This window comes from Acidovorax sp. GW821-FHT10A04, from assembly GCF_059415825.1.
This window is the reverse complement of the sequence record NZ_JBWKNZ010000012.1, coordinates 63,546-81,396: the sequence shown is the minus strand read 5'-3', so window position 1 is coordinate 81,396 and position 17,851 is coordinate 63,546. Positions and strand designations below refer to the sequence as shown.

Annotated in this window: 18 protein-coding genes; 8 read left to right on the top strand and 10 right to left on the bottom strand. The window is 70.2% G+C overall.

All coding sequences use genetic code 11. The features are described 5' to 3' along the window. Nucleotides 1-27 precede the first annotated feature (27 nt). Nucleotides 28-3,168, top strand: a complete 3,141-nt coding sequence (locus AC07PF_RS23150) for an efflux RND transporter permease subunit (protein WP_494613424.1) — start codon at nt 28-30, stop codon at nt 3,166-3,168. After that, the gene (locus AC07PF_RS23145; protein WP_494613423.1) at nt 3,168-4,622 is read left to right on the top strand and encodes an efflux transporter outer membrane subunit; all 1,455 of its coding nucleotides are present in this window, start codon (nt 3,168-3,170) and stop codon (nt 4,620-4,622) included. Before AC07PF_RS23150 ends, AC07PF_RS23145 begins: the two co-directional genes overlap by 1 nt. Nucleotides 4,623-4,916: 294 nt before the next feature. Here AC07PF_RS23145 and AC07PF_RS23140 read toward each other — a convergent pair whose 3' ends face one another. Then, on the bottom strand, nt 4,917-5,828 hold the full coding sequence (locus AC07PF_RS23140; protein ID WP_494613422.1) for a LysR substrate-binding domain-containing protein: 912 nt from the start codon (nt 5,826-5,828) through the stop codon (nt 4,917-4,919). A 166-nt stretch (nt 5,829-5,994) separates the two neighbouring features. Here AC07PF_RS23140 and AC07PF_RS23135 point away from each other — a divergent pair, with 166 nt between their 5' ends. Genes AC07PF_RS23135 through AC07PF_RS23115 form a run of 5 tightly spaced genes read left to right on the top strand, consistent with a single transcriptional unit; the run spans nt 5,995 to nt 10,289 of the window. Further along, the gene (locus tag AC07PF_RS23135) at nt 5,995-6,786 is read left to right on the top strand and encodes an ABC transporter permease (protein WP_494613421.1); all 792 of its coding nucleotides are present in this window, start codon (nt 5,995-5,997) and stop codon (nt 6,784-6,786) included. After that, nucleotides 6,783-7,811, top strand: coding sequence for an ABC transporter ATP-binding protein (locus AC07PF_RS23130; protein ID WP_494613420.1), 1,029 nt, complete (start codon nt 6,783-6,785; stop codon nt 7,809-7,811). Before AC07PF_RS23135 ends, AC07PF_RS23130 begins: the two co-directional genes overlap by 4 nt. A 46-nt stretch (nt 7,812-7,857) precedes the next feature. Beyond that, a complete protein-coding gene (locus AC07PF_RS23125) occupies nt 7,858-8,940 on the top strand; it encodes an extracellular solute-binding protein (protein WP_494613419.1) in 1,083 nt (360 codons plus the stop codon). Nucleotides 8,941-8,953: 13 nt separating this feature from the next. Then, nucleotides 8,954-9,766: an ABC transporter permease gene (locus tag AC07PF_RS23120; protein ID WP_494613418.1), complete on the top strand. Its 813-nt coding sequence runs from the start codon at nt 8,954-8,956 to the stop codon at nt 9,764-9,766. Beyond that, complete coding sequence (locus tag AC07PF_RS23115) at nt 9,726-10,289, top strand: TIGR00725 family protein (protein ID WP_494613417.1); 564 nt, start codon at nt 9,726-9,728, stop codon at nt 10,287-10,289. Before AC07PF_RS23120 ends, AC07PF_RS23115 begins: the two co-directional genes overlap by 41 nt. Before the next feature lie 4 nt (nt 10,290-10,293). Here AC07PF_RS23115 and AC07PF_RS23110 read toward each other — a convergent pair whose 3' ends face one another. Continuing rightward, a complete protein-coding gene (locus AC07PF_RS23110) occupies nt 10,294-10,953 on the bottom strand; it encodes an SMI1/KNR4 family protein (protein ID WP_494613416.1) in 660 nt (219 codons plus the stop codon). Then, nucleotides 10,950-11,930 (bottom strand): helix-turn-helix transcriptional regulator, encoded by a 981-nt coding sequence (locus AC07PF_RS23105; RefSeq protein WP_494613415.1) that lies wholly within the window; start codon nt 11,928-11,930, stop codon nt 10,950-10,952. The genes AC07PF_RS23110 and AC07PF_RS23105 overlap by 4 nt, the downstream gene beginning before the upstream one ends. Nucleotides 11,931-12,055: 125 nt before the next feature. Here AC07PF_RS23105 and AC07PF_RS23100 point away from each other — a divergent pair, with 125 nt between their 5' ends. After that, complete coding sequence (locus tag AC07PF_RS23100; RefSeq protein WP_494604875.1) at nt 12,056-12,667, top strand: glutathione S-transferase family protein; 612 nt, start codon at nt 12,056-12,058, stop codon at nt 12,665-12,667. Here the strand turns inward: AC07PF_RS23100 and AC07PF_RS23095 are convergent, their stop codons facing one another. The 7 genes from AC07PF_RS23095 to AC07PF_RS23065 form a co-directional block, all read right to left on the bottom strand. Next, nucleotides 12,668-13,924, bottom strand: a complete 1,257-nt coding sequence (locus AC07PF_RS23095) for a putative Na+/H+ antiporter (protein ID WP_494613414.1) — start codon at nt 13,922-13,924, stop codon at nt 12,668-12,670. Nucleotides 13,925-14,040: 116 nt separating this feature from the next. After that, nucleotides 14,041-14,871, bottom strand: a complete 831-nt coding sequence (locus AC07PF_RS23090) for a LytR/AlgR family response regulator transcription factor (protein WP_145695341.1) — start codon at nt 14,869-14,871, stop codon at nt 14,041-14,043. Further along, a complete protein-coding gene (locus AC07PF_RS23085; protein WP_145695342.1) occupies nt 14,868-15,932 on the bottom strand; it encodes a histidine kinase in 1,065 nt (354 codons plus the stop codon). The genes AC07PF_RS23090 and AC07PF_RS23085 overlap by 4 nt, the downstream gene beginning before the upstream one ends. 21 nt (nt 15,933-15,953) lie before the next feature. Then, on the bottom strand, nt 15,954-16,256 hold the full coding sequence (locus tag AC07PF_RS23080) for a 2TM domain-containing protein (protein WP_007853606.1): 303 nt from the start codon (nt 16,254-16,256) through the stop codon (nt 15,954-15,956). Nucleotides 16,257-16,269: 13 nt separating this feature from the next. Beyond that, a complete protein-coding gene (locus AC07PF_RS23075; RefSeq protein ID WP_007853609.1) occupies nt 16,270-16,425 on the bottom strand; it encodes a hypothetical protein in 156 nt (51 codons plus the stop codon). A 27-nt stretch (nt 16,426-16,452) separates the two neighbouring features. Continuing rightward, nucleotides 16,453-17,517, bottom strand: a complete 1,065-nt coding sequence (locus AC07PF_RS23070) for an alpha/beta hydrolase family protein (RefSeq protein ID WP_145695343.1) — start codon at nt 17,515-17,517, stop codon at nt 16,453-16,455. Nucleotides 17,518-17,541: 24 nt separating this feature from the next. After that, on the bottom strand, nt 17,542-17,838 hold the full coding sequence (locus tag AC07PF_RS23065; protein ID WP_145695344.1) for a 2TM domain-containing protein: 297 nt from the start codon (nt 17,836-17,838) through the stop codon (nt 17,542-17,544). Between the last annotated feature and the right edge of the window lie 13 nt (nt 17,839-17,851).

The window sequence follows — 17,851 nt, the reverse complement described above, 5'->3', positions numbered from 1 at the left end:
TGCCGTGGTGGGTGACAAGGGCATGCCATGAGCCTGTCCACCCCCTTCATCCACCGGCCCATCGCCACCATGCTGCTCACCATCGGCCTGGCGCTGGCGGGGGCGGTGTCGTACTTCCTGCTGCCCGTGGCGCCGCTGCCGCAGGTGGATTACCCGACCATCTCGGTCTCGGCCAGCCTGCCCGGGGCCAGCCCGGACACCATTGCCGCCACCGTGGCCACGCCGCTGGAGCGGGCGCTGGGCGCGATCGCGGGGGTCAATGAAATCACCTCGCGCTCCACGCTGGGCAGCACCTCCATCACGCTGCAGTTCGACCTGAGCCGCACGGTGGACAGTGCCGCACGCGACGTGCAGGCGGCCATCAACGCCTCGCGCACGCTGCTGCCCACGGGCATGCCGAGCAACCCGACCTACCGCAAGGTGAACCCGGCGGATTCGCCCATCATGATCCTGGCGCTTACGTCGGAATCGCTCACGCGCGGGCAGATGTACGACGCGGCCTCCACCGTCATGGCGCAAAAGCTCTCGCAGGTCGAGGGCGTGGGCCAGGCCTCCATCAGCGGCGGCGCGCTGCCGGCCGTGCGCGTGCAGCTCGACCCGCTGCGCCTGGCGGCCAACGGCGTCTCGCTGGAGCAGGTGCGCGCGGCCATCACCAGCACCAATGCCAACCGCCCGCTCGGTTCGGTGGAGCGCGAGGACCACTACTGGCAGGTGACCGCCAACGACCAGGCCCGCGTGGCGGCCGACTACGCGCCGCTGGTGCTGCGCTGGAAGGACGGCAACGCCATCCGCCTGGCCGACGTGGCCCAGGTCACCGACTCGGTGCAGGACGTGCGCAACTTCGGCGTGGCCAACGGCAAGCCGGCCATCCTGCTGCAGGTGTACAAGCAGCCGGGCGCCAACATCCTCGAAGCCGTGGAGCGCGTGCGCGCGCTGCTGCCGGCGCTCAAGGCCTCCATCCCGGCGGCCATCGACATCGAGATCGTCTCGGACCGCACGCCCACGTTGCGCGCCTCGGTCAAGGAGGTGGAGCGCGCCCTGGTGATCGCCGTGGCGCTGGTGATCATGGTGGTGTTTTTGTTCCTGCGCAATGCGCGTGCCACGCTCATCCCCAGCGTGGCGGTGCCGGTGTCGCTGGCCGGCACCTTCGGCATCATGTACCTGGCGGGCTACACGCTCGACAACCTCTCGCTGATGGCGCTCACGGTGGCCACCGGCTTCGTGGTGGACGATGCCATCGTGGTGCTCGAGAACATCATGCGCCACATGGAGCGCGGCAAGACCGCGCTGCAGGCCTCGCTTGACGGGGCGCGCGAGATCGGCTTCACCGTGGTGTCGATGAGCATCTCGCTGATCGCGGTGTTCGTGCCCATCCTGTTCATGGGCGGCATCGTGGGGCGGTTCTTTCGCGAATTCGCCATCGTCATGTCGGCGGCCATCCTGGTGTCGCTGCTGGTCTCGCTGACCACCACGCCCATGATGTGCGCGGTGCTGCTCAAGCAGCACCGGGCTCCCAAGGCGCCCAGCCACTCCCGCTGGGCGCGTTTTTCGCGCTGGGTCGACCGGCTGCAGGAGCGCGGCCTGCGCGCCTACCGCCGCAGTCTGGCCTGGTGCCTGCGCCACCAGCCGGTGGTGCTGCTGGTGCTGGCCGGCGTGGTGGCGAGCAACGTCTACCTGTACACCGCCATCGACAAGGGCTTCATGCCCGAACAGGACACGGGCCGCATCTCGGGCTTCATCCGGGCCGACCAGGCCACCTCGTTCCAGGCCATGGAGCAGCGGCTGCAGCGCTTTCTGGCCATCGTGCAGGCCGACCCGGCCGTGGAGCATGTCACGGGCTTCACGGGCGGCTGGCAGCGCAACGCGGCGATGATGTTCATGTCGCTCAAGCGCGGGCCGGGGCAGGAGAGCTCCGAGGCGGTGATCAGCCGCCTGCGCGAGCAGCTCAAGAACGAACCCGGTGCGCGCCTGTTCATGACGCCCCAGCGCGACATCCGCATCGGCGGGCGGCAGAGCAGCGCCTCGTTCGACTACACGCTGCAGGCCGACGACATCGCCGAGCTGCGCACCTGGGAGCCGCGCATCCGCCAGGCCCTGTCGCAACTGCCCGAGCTGGAGGACGTGAACAGCGACGTGCAGGACTACGGCCTGCAGACCACGCTGGTGATCGACCGCGACGCCGCCTCGCGCATGGGCCTGTCGGTGGCCACCATCGACGCCACGCTCAACGACGCCTTCGGCCAGCGCCAGGTGGGCGTGATCTACAACCCGCTCAACCAGTACCGCGTGGTGATGGAGGCCGCGCCCCAGTATTTGCAGGACCCCGAGACGCTGCGCAGCTTCTTCTTCGTGAACAACCTGGGCCAGCAGATCCCGCTCACGGCCTTTGCACGCATCACGCAGACCAACACGCCGCTGTCGGTCAGCCACGACCGGGGTACGCCGGCCAGCACGGTGAGCTTCAGCCTGGCGCCGGGCGTCTCGCTGTCGCAGGCCACCGACGCGGTGCACAACGCGGTGTCGGAGCTCGGCGTGCCGGTGGGCATCCGTGGCACCTTCGGTGGCACGGCCGGGGCCTTTCAGGACGCGCTGGCCGGCCAGCCCCTGCTGATCCTGGCGGCCATCATCACCATCTACCTGGTGCTGGGCATCCTGTACGAGAACCTGGTGCACCCGCTCACCATCCTGTCCACCCTGCCGTCGGCCGGCGTGGGGGCGCTGCTGGCGCTGATGCTGTTCAAGACCGAGTTCTCGCTGATCGCGCTGATCGGGGTGATCTTGCTCATCGGCATCGTCAAGAAGAACGCCATCATGATGATCGACTTCGCACTGGTGCGCCAGCGCGGCGGCCACGTGAGCGCCGCCCAGGCCATCTACCGCGCCTGCAACCTGCGCCTGCGCCCGATCCTCATGACCACCATGGCCGCGATTTTCGGCGCGCTGCCGCTGGCCCTGGGCAGGGCCGATGGTGCCGAGCTGCGCCAGCCCCTGGGCATTGCCATCGTGGGCGGGCTGCTGTTCAGCCAGGTGCTCACGCTCTATACGACGCCCGTGGTCTACGTGGCGCTGGACCGCCTGCGCGCCCGCGTGCTGCGCATGGCGCGCCGCTGGCGCAGGCCGCAGCACCCGGCACAGGGTGCTGCCGTTGCGCTTCAAGGAAACGATTGATGCCTTCCCCTACCTCCCATTCCACTCCTGCACGCCTGGCGCTCTCGCTCGCGGTGCTGGCCCTGCTCGGTGCCTGCGCCAGCCAGCCGGCCTACGAGCGCCCGGCCGTGGACATCCCTGCGGCCTACAAGGAAAGCAGCGCTGCCGCCCAGGGCCTGTGGCAACCGGCCCAGCCTGGCGGCGACCAGGCCGTGCCGGCCGCATGGTGGTCGCTGTATGGCGATGCCACGCTCGATGCCCTGCAAACACAGGCCGCCGCGGGCAACCAGAACATCGCGCAGAGCGTGGCACGCCTGCGCGCTGCGCAGGCTGCGGTGTCCAGCAGCAGCGCCAGCCTGCTGCCCAGCCTGGGTGCCAGCGCCAGCAGCTCGCGTTCGCGCAGCGGCAGCACGCTGCAGGCCGACGGCAGCAGCAATGCGCGCGTGGGCACCAGCCATTCGCTGGGCTTGAACGCCAGCTGGGAACTGGACCTGTGGGGCCGCATCTCGGGCACGGTGGATGCGGCGCGCGCCAGCGCCCAGGCCAGCGCCGACGACCTGGCCGCCATGCGCCTGTCGGTGCAGGCCACGGTGGCGCAGACCTACTTTGCGCTGCGCGCCGCCGAGGCCCAGGCCCGGCTGCTGCGCGAGACGCTGGACGCCTATGCGCGCAGCTGGGAGCTCACGCGCAACCGCCAGGCCGCCGGCGTGGCATCGCTGGCCGACGTGGCCCAGGCCGAGGCGCAGTACAAGAACACCCAGGTGCAGCTGCTCGAATCCGAGACCAACCGCAGCCAGCTCGAACATGCGCTGGCCGCCCTGGTGGGCCAGGCGCCCGCGGCCTTCAGCCTGCCGGCCACGGCCGAGCTGCCGGTCCCGCCGCCCGTGCCTGCGCAACTGCCATCGCAACTGCTCGAGCGCCGCCCCGACATCGCCGCCGCCGAGCGCCGCGTGGCCGCCGCCAATGCACAGATCGGCGTGGCGCGCGCCGCCTTCTTCCCGGCGCTCACGCTGTCGGGCTCGGCCGGCTACCGGGGCTCCGAACTGGGCGACCTGCTGCGCGCACCCAACCTGTTCTGGTCGCTGGGCCCGGCGCTGGCGCTTTCGCTGTTCGACGGCGGCGCGCGCAATGCCGCCGTGGAGTCGGCCCGCGCCAGCAACGACCTGGCCGCCGCGAGCTACCGCCAGACCGTGCTCACGGCGCTGCAGGAGGTGGAGGACAACCTCACGGCCGCCACCGCGCTGGCGCAGGAGCAGCAGCTGCAGGCCGAGGCCCTGGCCGCCGCCCAGCGCGCGCTGGACGTGGTGAACAACCAGTACCGCGCGGGCACCGTGGGCTTCCTCAACGTGATCACGGCCCAGGCCTCGGTGCTGTCCTCGCAGCGCAGCCTGATCGACGTGAAGAACCGCCGCCTGGTGGCCGTGAACACGCTGCTCAAGAACGTGGCGGGGAATTGGGAGCCGTTGGGGAAGTGAAGCACCCCCTGAGTCGCTTCGCGCCTTCCCCCTCTCTCATATTGCTTCGCAATCTGGGAGGGGGACGTCCCCAGTGCGGCGGGGCGGCCCCTGCACTGGGGCACTGACTTTTGGCCGCGCCGGTGTCATGGGGGGTGGGTGGCGCGGGCAAGGCCCAGTGCAGATTCGGCAATGGAAAGTGTGGTTTCATCGGCCCCGGGTCCCTGGTACAGCGCTGGGCCGCATTGCGTGTGCAGGTCGGTTACGGCGGTGAAGCAAGCGCCGGCGGTGGTTGGGATGCGGGGGGGGGGCTGGTCATTCTGCGAGTGATCCGCGTGACAGCGCGCCCTCGTCCAGGATCCACGCGCGGAAGGCCGCGAACGCCGGCAGGTCCAGCCTGTCGGGCCGGTAGCACAGGTAGTGGCCCTGGTCCACGCGCACCGGGCTGCCGCAGGGGCTGAGCAGCGAGCCTTCGGCCACCTCCTTTTGCACCAGCAGGGCGGGTACCAGGCCGATGCCCAGGCCGTTGAGCGCGGCCTGGATCAGGGCCGAGTACTGGGCGAAGCGCGGGCCCGCCAGGGTCTGCACCTCGGGCACGCCATGCTGCGCGGCCCATTGCCGCCAGGCCGTGGGCGCGCCCTCGTGGTGCAGCAGCGTGTGGCCCAGGATGTCGGTGGGCTGGGCGATGCGGTGGCGCCCCTCGACCAGGGTGCGCGCCACGATGAGCACGAACTCGCGCCCCGCGATGTATTCGGACACCACGCCCGGCCAGCCATCGGGGCCGTAGCGGATGGCGGCGTCCACGCCGGCAGGGATGCCGTCGCTGGGCTCCAGGTGGCGGCTGAAGCTCAGCATCACATGGCGGCTTTGCTGGCTGAAGGCCGGCAGCCGCGGGATCAGCCATTTGGTGAGGAAGGTGGGCACGCTGGCCAGCGTGAGCAGGCCCGCGCCTGCGTCACCCGAGCGCGCCTCGAAGGTGGCTGCCTCGATGGCGCGCAGCCCGCCCGAGATCTTCTGCCAGTACACGCGGCCCTGGGGCGTGAGCTCCACGCCGCGCCCGTTCTTTTGCAGCAGCTGGCGGCCCAGGAAGGCCTCCAGCCCCGCCACCTGCTTGCTGACCGCGCTGGCCGTGATGCACAGCGCGCCAGAAGCCAGGGTGATGCTCTGGTGGCGCGCCACGGCGTCGAAGGCCAGCAGTTCCTGGATAGTGGGGCAGTCGCGTTTCATAGCCGGGGTTGATGAAAGCTGTGTGAAAAACGTTTTCCAATTGCTCAAGTGTCCTCATCCAGGTTTCACCCATGGCGGGGCGGTCTCTCCCTAGAATTTGGCCAGTGCTGCAGCGCGCCCTTCAATGGAAGCTAGCGCATCCGGAAAGTATGCCGGTAATTTGGAGATGGGAGACAACAAGGTGATCCGCGGTATTTCCCTGGTCTACGGCCTGTACCTGCTGCTGCCCATCGCGTTGCTGCTGGTGGGCAGCGTGGGCGGCAGCTGGACGAATACGCTCCTGCCCAGCGGCATCACCGGCCAGTGGTACCAGGACCTGTGGCTGGACAGCTCGTTCCGCAAGGCCTTCGTGAGCAGCCTGGTGGTGGCGCTGTCGGCCTGCGCCATCAACACCGTGCTGGCGCTGCCGCTGGCCTGTGCGCTGTACCACGGCGCACGGCGCGGTGGGGGCCTGGCCGCGCGCATCGTGAGCGCCATGCCCGTGGCGGTGCCGGCCATCACCCTGGCTTTCGGCTACATGGTGGTGTTCAACACCGACCTGGCGCCCTGGCTGGGCTCCATGCCGCTGCTCATCGCCGCGCACGCCATCCTCACGCTGCCCTACCTCACCAATGCGCTGCTGACCGACCTGCGCCACCTGGACCTGCACCGGCTGGAGCAGGCCGCCGCCACGCTGGGCGCCTCGGGCTGGCAGCAGTTCACCGGCATCGTGCTGCCCAGCCTGCGCCAGAGCCTGCTCAGCGGGCTGGTGATGGTGGCCGCCATCTCGGTGGGCGAGTTCGGCGTGTCCAACCTGCTCACCAGCTTCCAGAACCGCACCTACCCGGTCGTGCTGCTGCAGGCCTTCTACGGCGCCACGGGCTTTGCCTGCGCCGCTACGGTGATCCTGCTGGTGCTGGCCGGCGCATCGGCCCTGTTGTCCTCTTCCCTCGTCCAAGCCCGCAAAGACCGCCCATGAGCCTCGTCCTCGACAACGTCAGCTACCACTACCCCGGCAGCACGCATGGCCTGCACGGTGTGTCCCTGGATGTGCGCGCCGGCGAGTTGGTGGCGGTGATCGGGCCCAGCGGCTCGGGCAAGTCCACGCTGCTCCAACTGGTGTCGGGGCTCACGACCGGCCACACGGGCCGCATTTTCTTCGGCGGGCAGGACATGACCGCCACGCCTGTACACCAGCGCCGCATGGGCATGGTGTTTCAGAGCTATGCGCTGTTCCCGCACCTGTCGGTGCTGGACAACGTGGCCTACGGCCTCAAGCTGCGCAAGGTGGCCATGGCCGAGCGCCACCGGCGCGCGCAGGAGCTGCTCGGCATCGTGGGCCTTGCGGGCTACGCGCAGCGCGGCATTGGCCAGCTCTCGGGCGGGCAGCAGCAGCGCGTGGCGCTGGCGCGGGCCCTGGCCATCGACCCGCAGGCCCTGCTGCTCGACGAGCCGCTCTCGGCCCTGGACGCCAGCGTGCGCGGCCACCTGCGCGACGAGATCCGCGCCATCCAGCAGCGCTTTGGCGCCACCACCTTGCTGGTCACGCATGACCAGGAGGAAGCCCTGGTCATGGCCGACCGCGTGGCCATGCTCAAGGATGGCCGGCTGCTGCAGATCGCCACGCCGCGGGAAATCTACGAGCAGCCCGCAAGCTGCGCAGTCGCCGAATTCGTGGGCCTGTCCACCATCCTGCCCGGCAAGGTCAGCGCGCCGGGCCGGGTGGACCTGGGCTTTGCCGAGCTCATTGCCCACACGGGCGGCCGGGCCGTGGGCACGGCGCTGCACGTGATGGTGCGGCCCGAGCATGTGCGCCCCGACCCTGCACCCGGCAGCGTGAACCGGCTGGAGGGGCGCACCGGTGCCCAGCGCTATCTGGGCGCGCTCACGCGCTACGACTTCGCCGTACCGGGTGCGGACAAATCATTTCTCGCCGAGTCGGCCCTGCCGGCGGCCGAAGCGATTGCGATTGCCCCCGAGCACATCCGCCTGCTCGACCACTGATTTCCGCCGTTTCTCTCCCCACCCTTTCCACCGAGGAGTCCTCACCATGCAACGCAGACAACTGATCCAGGCCGCCGGCGCACTTCCCCTGGCAACGCTCGCCGCACGCACCGCCTTTGCCTTCGATGGCCCCGAGCTCTATGCGGGCGAGAAGGCCTTGTACGCCGAGGCGCAGAAGGAAGGCCTGTGCGTATCGTTCGACACGGGCCCCGAGTGGGCCAACTGGAAGTCGCTGTTCCGCGACTTCAAGAAGCGCTACCCCGAGATCGAGCTGACCTACAACGACATCGGCTCGGCCGCGACGGTGGTCGCGCTGGAGAAAACCAAGCGCCGCCCGCAGGCCGACACGGCCTACTATTTCGCCGCATCCGCGGTGGACGCTGCGAAGAAGGACGTGGTCGCGCCCTTCAAGCCCGTCAACTTCGACAAGCTGCCGCTCGTGTTCCGCGAGGCCGAGGGCCGCTGGTTCACCATCCACACGCTGAACATCGCCTTCCTGGTCAACAAAAAGCTGGTGAAGAACGTGCCCACCGGCTGGGCCGATCTGCTCAAACCCGAGTTCAAGAACACCGTGGTCTACCTGGACCCGCGCTCCACCGGCATCGGCCAGGTGCTGACCTTCGCGGCGGCATACGCCCACGGCGGCAGCGTGGACAACGTGCAGCCCGGCACCGACTACCTGGGCAAGCTGCATGCCGCCGGCAACGTGCTGCGCGTGGAGGGCACCACGCCCTACGCCAAGTTCCTCAAGGGCGAGATCCCCGTGTGGATCAGCTACGAGAACGACGGCCTCAAGGCCAAGCACGTGGACGGCATGGGCGATGCGGTGGAGGTGGTGATCCCCAAGGAGGCCAGCGTGGCCGCGCCGTATGCCATCAGCCTGGTCAAGAACGGGCCCAACCCCAACGCCGGCAAGCTCTGGCTCAACTTCATCATGAGCGAGGCGGGCCAGTCGCTGTTCGCCCAGGGCTTTGTGCGCCCCGCCGTGCCGGGCACGCCGCTGTCTGCCGACGTGGCCGCCAAGATGCCGGCCGCGCCGCAGATCCGCCCGCTCGACGTGGTCAAGGCCTCCGAGCGCAAGGCCGAGGTGGACCGCCTTTGGGCGCTGGCTGCGCTGGGCAACAAGTAGGCAGGCCGCCCGCATGCGACGCTTTGGCGCCTGGCCCGCGTGGGTCTTCATGGCGCTCTTCTTCGCGGTGCCCCTGGCGGCGCTGCTGCCCGAGGCCTTTGGCGGCGGGGGCAGCGCCTTCGCGCGGCTGTTCGGCAACCCGCTGTTCCTGGGCGCGCTGCGCAACACGCTGGCCCTGGGGCTGGCGGCGGGGGCCGTGTCGGCGCTGGTGGGGACCTGTATCGCCATCGAGCTGGCCCGCCAGCCCGCGGCGCGGCGCCAGTGGATGATGGCCCTGCTGGGCCTGCCGCTGGCCTTCTCGGGGCTGGTGATCGCCTACGGCTTCATCCTGGCCTTCGGACGCGCGGGCTTCGTCACGCAGCTGCTGGCGGGCCTGGGCGGCGACCCGGCGGTGATCGGCAGCTGGATCTACAGCGTCTCGGGCCTGGGCGTGGCCTACGCCTACTACCTGATCCCGCGCGTGGCGCTGTCGCTGTACCCGGTGTTCGTGAACCTGGACCTGCGCCCCGCCCAGGCCGCGCGCACGCTGGGCGCATCGCGCGCGTGGGCCTTCTGGGACACGGTGGTGCCCGAGGTCGCGCCCTCGGTGCTGTCCAACGCCTGCATGGTGGCGGCGATCGCCATGGGCACCTATGGCACGGCGCTGGCGCTGGTGGGCACGCAGCTCAACATCCTGCCGCTGATGCTGCTGGCGCAGGTCAGCGACGGCGGCTCGGATTTCGCGGTGGCAGCGGCCCTGTCGCTGGTGCTGATGGTGGTGTGTGTGGTGGTGATGGGAGTGGGTGATGTCCTTACGCGAAAGCGCGAGCGCCGTGCAGGCCATTGAAGCGTGGCCGGTGCCGGTGGTGCAGGCGCTGCAGCGCCTGGCCCTGAAACAGCAGGGCCCGGGGCGCCACCGCCAGCCGGTGGCCGTGATCGGGCCCGGCGATGCCGGCGTGGCCGAGTGCGCCGCCGCCCATGCCGTGGCCCATGCGCTGGCGGGCGCCGGCATGGTGATCATCTGCGGTGGGCGCGGCGGTGTCATGGCCGCGGCGTCGCGCGGTGCCACCGAGGCCGGCGGCATGGCCGTGGGCATCCTGCCCGAGGACGACGACGCCAACGCCAACGAGTGGCTGAGCGTGGCCGTGCCCACCGGCATGGGCGAGATGCGCAACGCCATCATCGCGCGCAGCGGCGTGTGCCTGGTGGCCATCGGCAGCAACCTGGGCACCCTGTCCGAGATGGCCCTGGGCCTCAAGTGGGGCAAGCCGGTCTTCGAACTCTACGGCGGCGTGCAGTTGCCCGGGGCCGTGCCGGCCAGCGATGTGCACGATCTGCTGGCCAGGGTGCTGGCCTGCCTGCTCGCATAGCGGCTCAGTCGTCGGACTCCAGCGTCACGTCCAGCGCATCTTCGAGCGCCCACAGCGCGTCGTCGCTCAGTGCGCCCACGAAGACGCGCAGGCCGTCGCTCCATTCCACCACGCAGGCAACGCGCCCGGGCTGCACATAGGCGCGCATCTCGTTGACCGTGCCGACATGGCGCCATCCGGCCTGCAGCGCGGCCTCGGTGCCAGGCCCCGCCAGCCCGGACGCGCCATGCGGCAGGGCCTCGCCAAAGCCGCACTGCCAGACCAGCAGGGTGGCGATGAACTCCGAGCAGCTGTCGCACACCGGGTGCCACTCGGTGGCATCGCCGGTGGTGGTGATCCATATGGGCGGGTCGTCACCCGCGCCGGGTCCGCAGTCCACGCCATAGCGCACCACGTCCTGGTTCTCCTCCACGAAGACCAGCTTGCCTTCCTGCACGCTCCAGTCGGCCGGCGGCAGGAACTGGTCGTACACGGTGGTGACATCGTGCGCGTTGCCGGCCAGCAGGTAGAACTCGCGCAGCGCGCGCGGTGCGGCGAGGCCCAGGGCCTGCTCGGCCTTGGTGATGGCATGCGGGTCCACCGCGTCCGTGGGCCGGAGCGGGCGGCCCAGCAGCTGGAACAGGTCGGGGTAGGGCAGGCGGGGCAGGGGGGCGTCGGTGCTCATGGCGCCATGGTGCCAGAGCCGCGCGCCAGGCTGCGCGCGACGCGCTCGGTGGCTTCCTGCAGATAGGCGCGCAGGCTGGGCGGCTCCAGCACCTCGAACTCCACCTGCAGCGCCAGCAGCCAGTACACCAGCGTGCCCTGCTGATGGGCGCCGCAGGCCAGCACGCAGCGCTCGGCGTCCAGGGCCTGCAGCACCCCGGCCGAGGCCGGAATGCGCCGCGCCATGGTGGCCAGGGGCTGGTGCAGCACGACGCGGGCCTGCTGCGGAAACTGCGACAGTGCCACCGAGCGCGCGACATAGGCCCGGAGGTCGCCCCCGTCCGGCCCGGGGCGCGGCGCGAAATGGGCGCCGGCCACGGCATCGCCCGCCATGCGGTCGATGCGAAAGCTGCGCCAGTCGCTGCGCGCCGGGTCCCAGGCCACCAGGTACCAGCGGTGCCCGGTGTGCACCAGGCCCTGGGGCTCCACCGTGCGCTGGCTGGCCTGGCCTTTGGCGTCCAGGTAGGCGAAGGCCACCCGCAGCTGGTCGCGGCATGCCGCGGCCAGCACGGCGAGCGCCGCGGCCTGCACCGTGGGGCCCATGTGCTCGGTGGGCAGGATGGCCGAGCGCAGTGCGTCGATGCGCTTGCGCAGGCGCGTGGGCATCACCTGCTCGAGCTTGACCAGGGCGCGCAGCGAGCTTTCCTCCACCCCGCCCACGGTGCCGGCCGTGGCCATGCGCAGGGCAATGGCCACGGCCAGCGCCTCCTCGTCGTCGAGCAGCAGCGGCGGCAAGGCCTGGCCGGCGCGGAAGGCATAGCCGCCGGCCACGCCGCTGCTGGCGTGGATGGGGTAGCCCAGCTCGCGCAGCCGGTCGATGTCGCGGCGCAGGGTGCGCGGGTGGATTTCCAGGCGCTCGGCCAGCTCGGGGCCGGTCCAGTGGCTGCGCGTCTGCAGCAGGGAGAGCATGCGCAGGAGGCGGGAAGACGAGGACAGCATGGAAATGAATGTACGTCGAATCGAGGGCGGAATCTGTCCGCAATGCATCCTACATTGCATCCGCGTTCACGGCGCAGTGCCGAAACGGATCGATCCCCTCAACGAACCCCTTCAAGGAGCCTTCCATGTCCATCGTCCTCTACTGGCACCCCATGTCCAGCGCCACCCCCATTGCCAACGCCCTGGTCGAACTCGGCCTGCCGCACGAACGCGTCACGCTGGACCTGCAGGCCGGCGACCAGCGCCGCCCCGAGTTCCTGGCGCTGAACCCCAACGGCAAGGTGCCCACCGTGGTGGTGGACGGCAACCCCATGTTCGAGACCTTGGCCATCCACTTCTGGCTGGCCGGCAAGTACGGTGTGGAGCGCGGCCTGTGGCCCAAGGAGGACACGCCCGAACGCCTGCAGGCCATGTCCTGGGCCACTTGGGCCTACGTGACCTATGGCGCCGTGCTGGTGCGCCTGCAACTGTCCACGCAGGGCGACGCGGCGCTGCGCAGCGAAGTCTGGGCGGAGGCGGCGCGCAGTGGCCTGGACCAGTTGCTGGCCCTGCTCGATGCACGCCTGGCCGCCCAGCCCTGGATGATGGGTGCCGACTACTCGCTGGTGGACCTGATCGTGGGCGCGGTCATTGGCTACAGCGCCTACATCGGTGCGCCCGTGGCCTCGCACCCGCATGTGCAGGCGTGGCTGGCGCGGGTGCAGGCGCGCCCGTCCATGCAATTGAAGGCCGACTGACTAGAGCAGCAGGAACGCTGCGGCCGCCACTGCCGTCGGCAGCAGCGCACCCAGCAGCAATCCGCCCATGCCCACCGTGCCGTCGGCAAAACCGCCCTTGACGAGGGCGATGCCGGCCGGGTTGGGTGCGTTGGCGATCACCGTGAGCCCGCCGCCGGCCACCGCGCCTGCGACCAGCATGTACTTGGCCGGGTCCGAGATGCCTTCGATCAGCGAGCCCAGGTAGGTCAGCGCGGCGTTGTCGGTCACCGCCGTGAGGCCCAGGGCCCCGGCGAACAGCGCCAGCGGCTGCAGGCCCGAGACGATGGGCTGCAACCACCACTGCTGCATGCCGCCCAGCACCACCAGGCCCGCGAGGAAGAAGCCCACGAGCAGCGCCTCCTTGAGGATCAGCGGGCTCTGGTGCCGCGCGTAGGCCTGGGTGTAACCCAGGAACATCAGGAACAGCGCCAGGAACACCACCGGGTGGTGGGCCGACAGCACCACGCCCGCCAGCAGCGCCAGGTGCACGGCCACCACGGCCAGGGGCACGGGGGGCAGCGAGCGCGCGGTGGCCGGTGGGTCCGCCAGCAGGTGGGGGCGCAGCACGGCGGCGCAGACGGTGGCGTTGAGCAGCACGGCCAGCGCGGCTTTCCAGCCGAAGGTGGCGAACATGAAGGCGCTGTCCCACTGCCAGGTGCCGGCCACCATCAGCACCGGTGGTGCGGCATACGAGGTGAGCGTGCCGCCGATGGACACGTTGACGAACAGCGTTCCCAATGCGAAGTACTTCACGCGCTCGGGCACCGCCGGGCGGAAGATCTGCGGCGCCAGCATCAGCGCGGCAATGGTCATGGCCGCCGGCTCGGTGACCAGCGAACCGAGCAGCGGCACGGCGGCCAGCCCCAGCCAGGCGCTGGCCAGCGGCGTGGGCAGGGGCATGCGCCGGGCCGTGGCATCCACCACGGCGGCGACTGTGCGCAGCACCGGGCTGGAAGCGGCGATGACCATCACCACGAAGACGAACAAGGGCTCGGTGTAGTTGCGCGATTCGGCGTAGCGCAGCGCTTCGCCGCCGCCCGAGACGGCGGCCATGGCCAGCACCAGCACGATGGCCCAGAAGCCGAAGACGACTTCGACCTCGCCCAACAGGTGGAACAGGCCGGCATGGCGCGGGTGGTGGTGGGACAGCCGCTCGAACAGCGGGGCGGCAAAGGTATGGAGCAGGGCCAGGCCGAAGATGGCGGCCGCTGTCCATTGGATGGCATGGGTATGCATGGCGAAAAGGTTCCAGTCGCAACAAGGCCGCGTGGCGGCCCGACCGACGCTGAACCTGCCGCGCCCCTGTGGCGCGTACACCCAGCCTTGATTTTACCAGACGGGCGCGCCCGGGCTCACATCGCCTTGAACAGGTGCGCGTACAAGCGGCTCACGGCCAGCTTCTCGGGGCGGCCCGAGAGGGCCAGGTGCAGCTTGCCGGCCTCGTCGCGCGTCACGGTGGTGATGGCGCTGGCGCGCACCAGGGTGCTGCGGTGGATCTGCCAGAACACGTTGGTATCGAGCTGCTCGGTGAGCTCCTTGAGCGGCGTGCGGATCAGGAACTCGCGCGCGGCCGTGAGCACGCGCACGTACTTGTCGGCGGCCTCGAAGTACAGCACCTCGGCCACCGGCACCATGTGGATCTGGCTGCCGCTGCTGGCCTGGATCAGCGTGAGCGGCCCGGCGGCCGCAGGGCCGCTGGCCGGTGCTGCGGCCGCGACGCCGGGCGCCGCCAGCAGGTGGCGCAACTGGGCCATGGTGGCTTCGAGGGCATTGGCCGTGGGGGCCTGGGCGGCCAGGGCCTGCTGCAGCTTCTGCACCGTTTTCTGCAGCCGCGCCGCCTGCACGGGCTTGAGCAGGTAGTCCACGGCCTGCGCCTCGAAGGCCTGCACGGCGTACTGGTCGTAGGCCGTCACGAACACCAGGGCCGGGAAAGGTTTGTCCCCGGGCCAGGCGTCGGCCAGCTCCACGGCGGCGTCGAGACCGCTCTGGCCTGGCATGCGGATGTCGAAGAACAGCACTTCGGGCTGCAGCGCCAGTGCCTGGCGCACGGCCGAGAGGCCATCGCCCACGGTGGCGGCGACCTGCAGTTCCGGCCAGGCGCGGGCCAGCTCCTGCTGCAGCGCTGCCGCCAGCAGGGGTTCGTCTTCGGCGATCAGGGCGCGTGGCGCTGCGGTGGTGTTCATGCGGGGGTGCTCAGGGGGTAGGTGATGGTGGCACGCGTGCCCTTGGGCGTGTTCGCCGCCAGCACGAAGTGGCCGGCCGCGCCATGCAGCGTGGCCAGGCGCTCGCGCACCTGGGCCAGGCCGAAGCTGGTGCCCGGTGCCGTGGCGGCGGCGGTTGGGAGGGTGCCCAACCCCGCGCCGGTGTCGCGCACCTCCAGCACCAGCAGTGTCCTGCCCGCAGGGCCGGCCTGCGTGCGCGCCTGCACGGTGATGTGGCCGCCTTCCACCTGGGGCTCCAGCCCGTGGCGGATGGCGTTTTCCACCAGCGGCTGCAGCAGCAGCGGGGGCACGGGCACCTCGCGCAGGGCCTCGGGCAGGTCCAGCGTGTAGGCCAGGCGCGGGCCCATGCGCACGGCCATGAGCTCCAGGTAGTCGGTCAGGCGCTGGAATTCATCGGCCAGCGGGTGCTGGGTGCTGCGCGATGCGCTGAGCGTGGCGCGCAGGTAGGCGATCATGCGGTCCAGCATGTCCTGCGCGCGCACCGGGTCGGTGCCGATCAGCATGCGCAGGTTGGCCAGGGTGTTGAACAGCATGTGGGGTTCGAGCTGCGTTTCCAGCAGCTTGAGCTGGGCCTCGGTGGCCTGGCTGTGCACCTCGGTCATGCGCGCCTGCAGCCAGGCGCTCTTGCCGCTGACGTAGAAGTAGTAGCTGATCACGGTGCCGGCCATCACGGTGATGCCGATGGAGATGCGCAACTGCGCGCGTCCTCCGCTTTCCCACGACGACTGGCCACACCACCAGTCTCCTACCAGTGTGCCGCCCAGGTAGCCCAGCACGATGGCCACCACGGGCAGCGCTATGGCCGATACGCCCTGGGGCCAGCCGAATTCCTTGCTGGACGGAAACAGGTGGCGCCCGAAATCGATCAGGGCCCAGCTCAAAGTTCCAATGGAAAGCGAGTAGCGTGCCGGGATGTCATAGGACTTCTCGGGCTGGAAGGCGTATTGGATGGCCGAGATCGCCAGGCAGAAGGCCAGGGTCTGCAGCAGGCGCTGCAGCTTGTCGAGCCAGTCGATCTTCATGGCGTGCCGCGGCCTGTGCAGTCAGCGGCCACTGCCGTCGCGCTGGCGCAGCAGGCGCTCGCGCTCTTTTTGCACCATGCGCTCGCGCAGGCCGCTGCCGGTGCCCAGGATGAACACCGAGACGCCATGCAAGGCCAGCCCCAACCCCCAACCCAGCAGCGGGTACACCGACCAGGGGCGGTTGCCGAAGCCGTAGCGCGACATGGAGAACACGATCAGGTTGACCACCACGTAGAGGACGGCATGCATGTACCAGCCGAGCTTGGCGCCGGCGCGTTTGCGGGCGAGCTGCTCGATGGCTTCGGGGGTCAGGGGTTCAGTCATGGATGGGGTGATTCTAGGCCGCAGCGTGGCGGCGGCGCCATGCCGCGCCGGGCAGCCGCAGGGTGCATGCCAGCAGCAGGGCCGATGCCCTGCGGCACGCCATCCTGCGCAGCGGGTGGCCCTGCGGCAGTGCGCCAAGCAGGGCGAGCAGGGTGATGACCGACAGCATGGGCCTGTTCCGGACCGGGCGGCGCGCTTACGGTGCCTTGGCCTGCACGGGCGCAGGCACCAGCAGCTGCTGCTCGAAGTAGCGCACGATCTTCGTGTCCACCGCGCGCATCTGGCCGCGGTCGAAACCGGGCGGGTCGCCCAGCAGGCGCACGGCCAGGGCCGGCAGGCGATCTGGCGGCGGCGGGGGCGAAAGCAGCGCGCCGTGGCCGGCGTCGGGCAGGGCGGCCAGCACGGTGCAGCGCTCGGCGCAGGCCTTGATCACCCGGTCGCTGTGAAAGCGCGGCACCAGCCACAGATCCTTGCTGGCAGTGATCAGCGCCAGCGGGACGCGCGGTTTGGCCAGCGACTCCATGTCGAAGTCTGCCGCGGCCGGCACGCCCGACACCACGGCCGCGATGCGGGGCTCCTCGTGCGCCTGCCATGTGGCATCGTCAAAGCGCTGGCGGATCACGCCCAGGGCCACGCTTTTCTTCACGCCGTCGAGGAAATTGCCCTTGAGCTCGGTGAACAGGCCCACGCAGGTGGCGAAGTCGTCGGCGATGTGGGCCTCGCAGTGCTGCTTGAACAGCGCCGGGGACCAGCGACCGCCGGCCAGGCTCAGCGCCGTGTGGCCGCCGGCGGACATGCCGTACATGCCGACCCGGTCGAGCGAGAGCAGGGGCGCCAGCGCGGCATCGGCCGCCACGGCATCGATGGCGCGCGAGACCTCGGCGGGGCGCTTCTTCCAGCTCTCGGGACCGGGGGTGGAGGGATCCTTGGCGTTGTCGCTCGCATGCTCTGGCATGGCCACCACGAAGCCGGCGCCCACCAGGGTGCGCGCAAGATCGGAGTGCACCCAGGGGTTGCCCCCTGAGCCGTGCGAGACCACGACCAGGCGGCCATTGCCCGGCATCGGTGCGCCCTGCCAGGCGAGCTGCAGCTTGAACGGGCCGCGTTGCAGGGACTGGTCGGCGGCACTGCTGGGGTAGTACACGGTGACCGGGCCATCGCCCTGCAGTCCGGCGATCTCCTTGAGTCCGACCCCTGCCTGGGCCAGGCTGGCGGTCAGGGCGAGCAGGCCCGCCCATGCCAGGTGGATGGATTGGTGCATGGTGGTTGTCTCCTGCGCCCGCGTTCAGGGGCGGTTGTTGTTGTGGGCGATGCGCTCGCGCTCGGACTGGACCATGCGTTCGTGCCAGTTCGAGCCACCGGCCAGGAAAAACACCACCATGCCGTGCACCAGCAGGCCGATGCCCCAGCCCGCGGCGGGGAACACCGCCCAGTGCCGGCCGCTGGACAGCGACAGCGATACCAGCAGCAGGTTGACCAGCACATACACGGTGGCGTGGATGAACCAGCCCAGCTTGGCGCCGGCGCGCCGGCGGGCCAGGTTTTCGATGGGGTCGCTCGACAGGGGGTAGCGGCGGGACATGGTGGATCTCCTT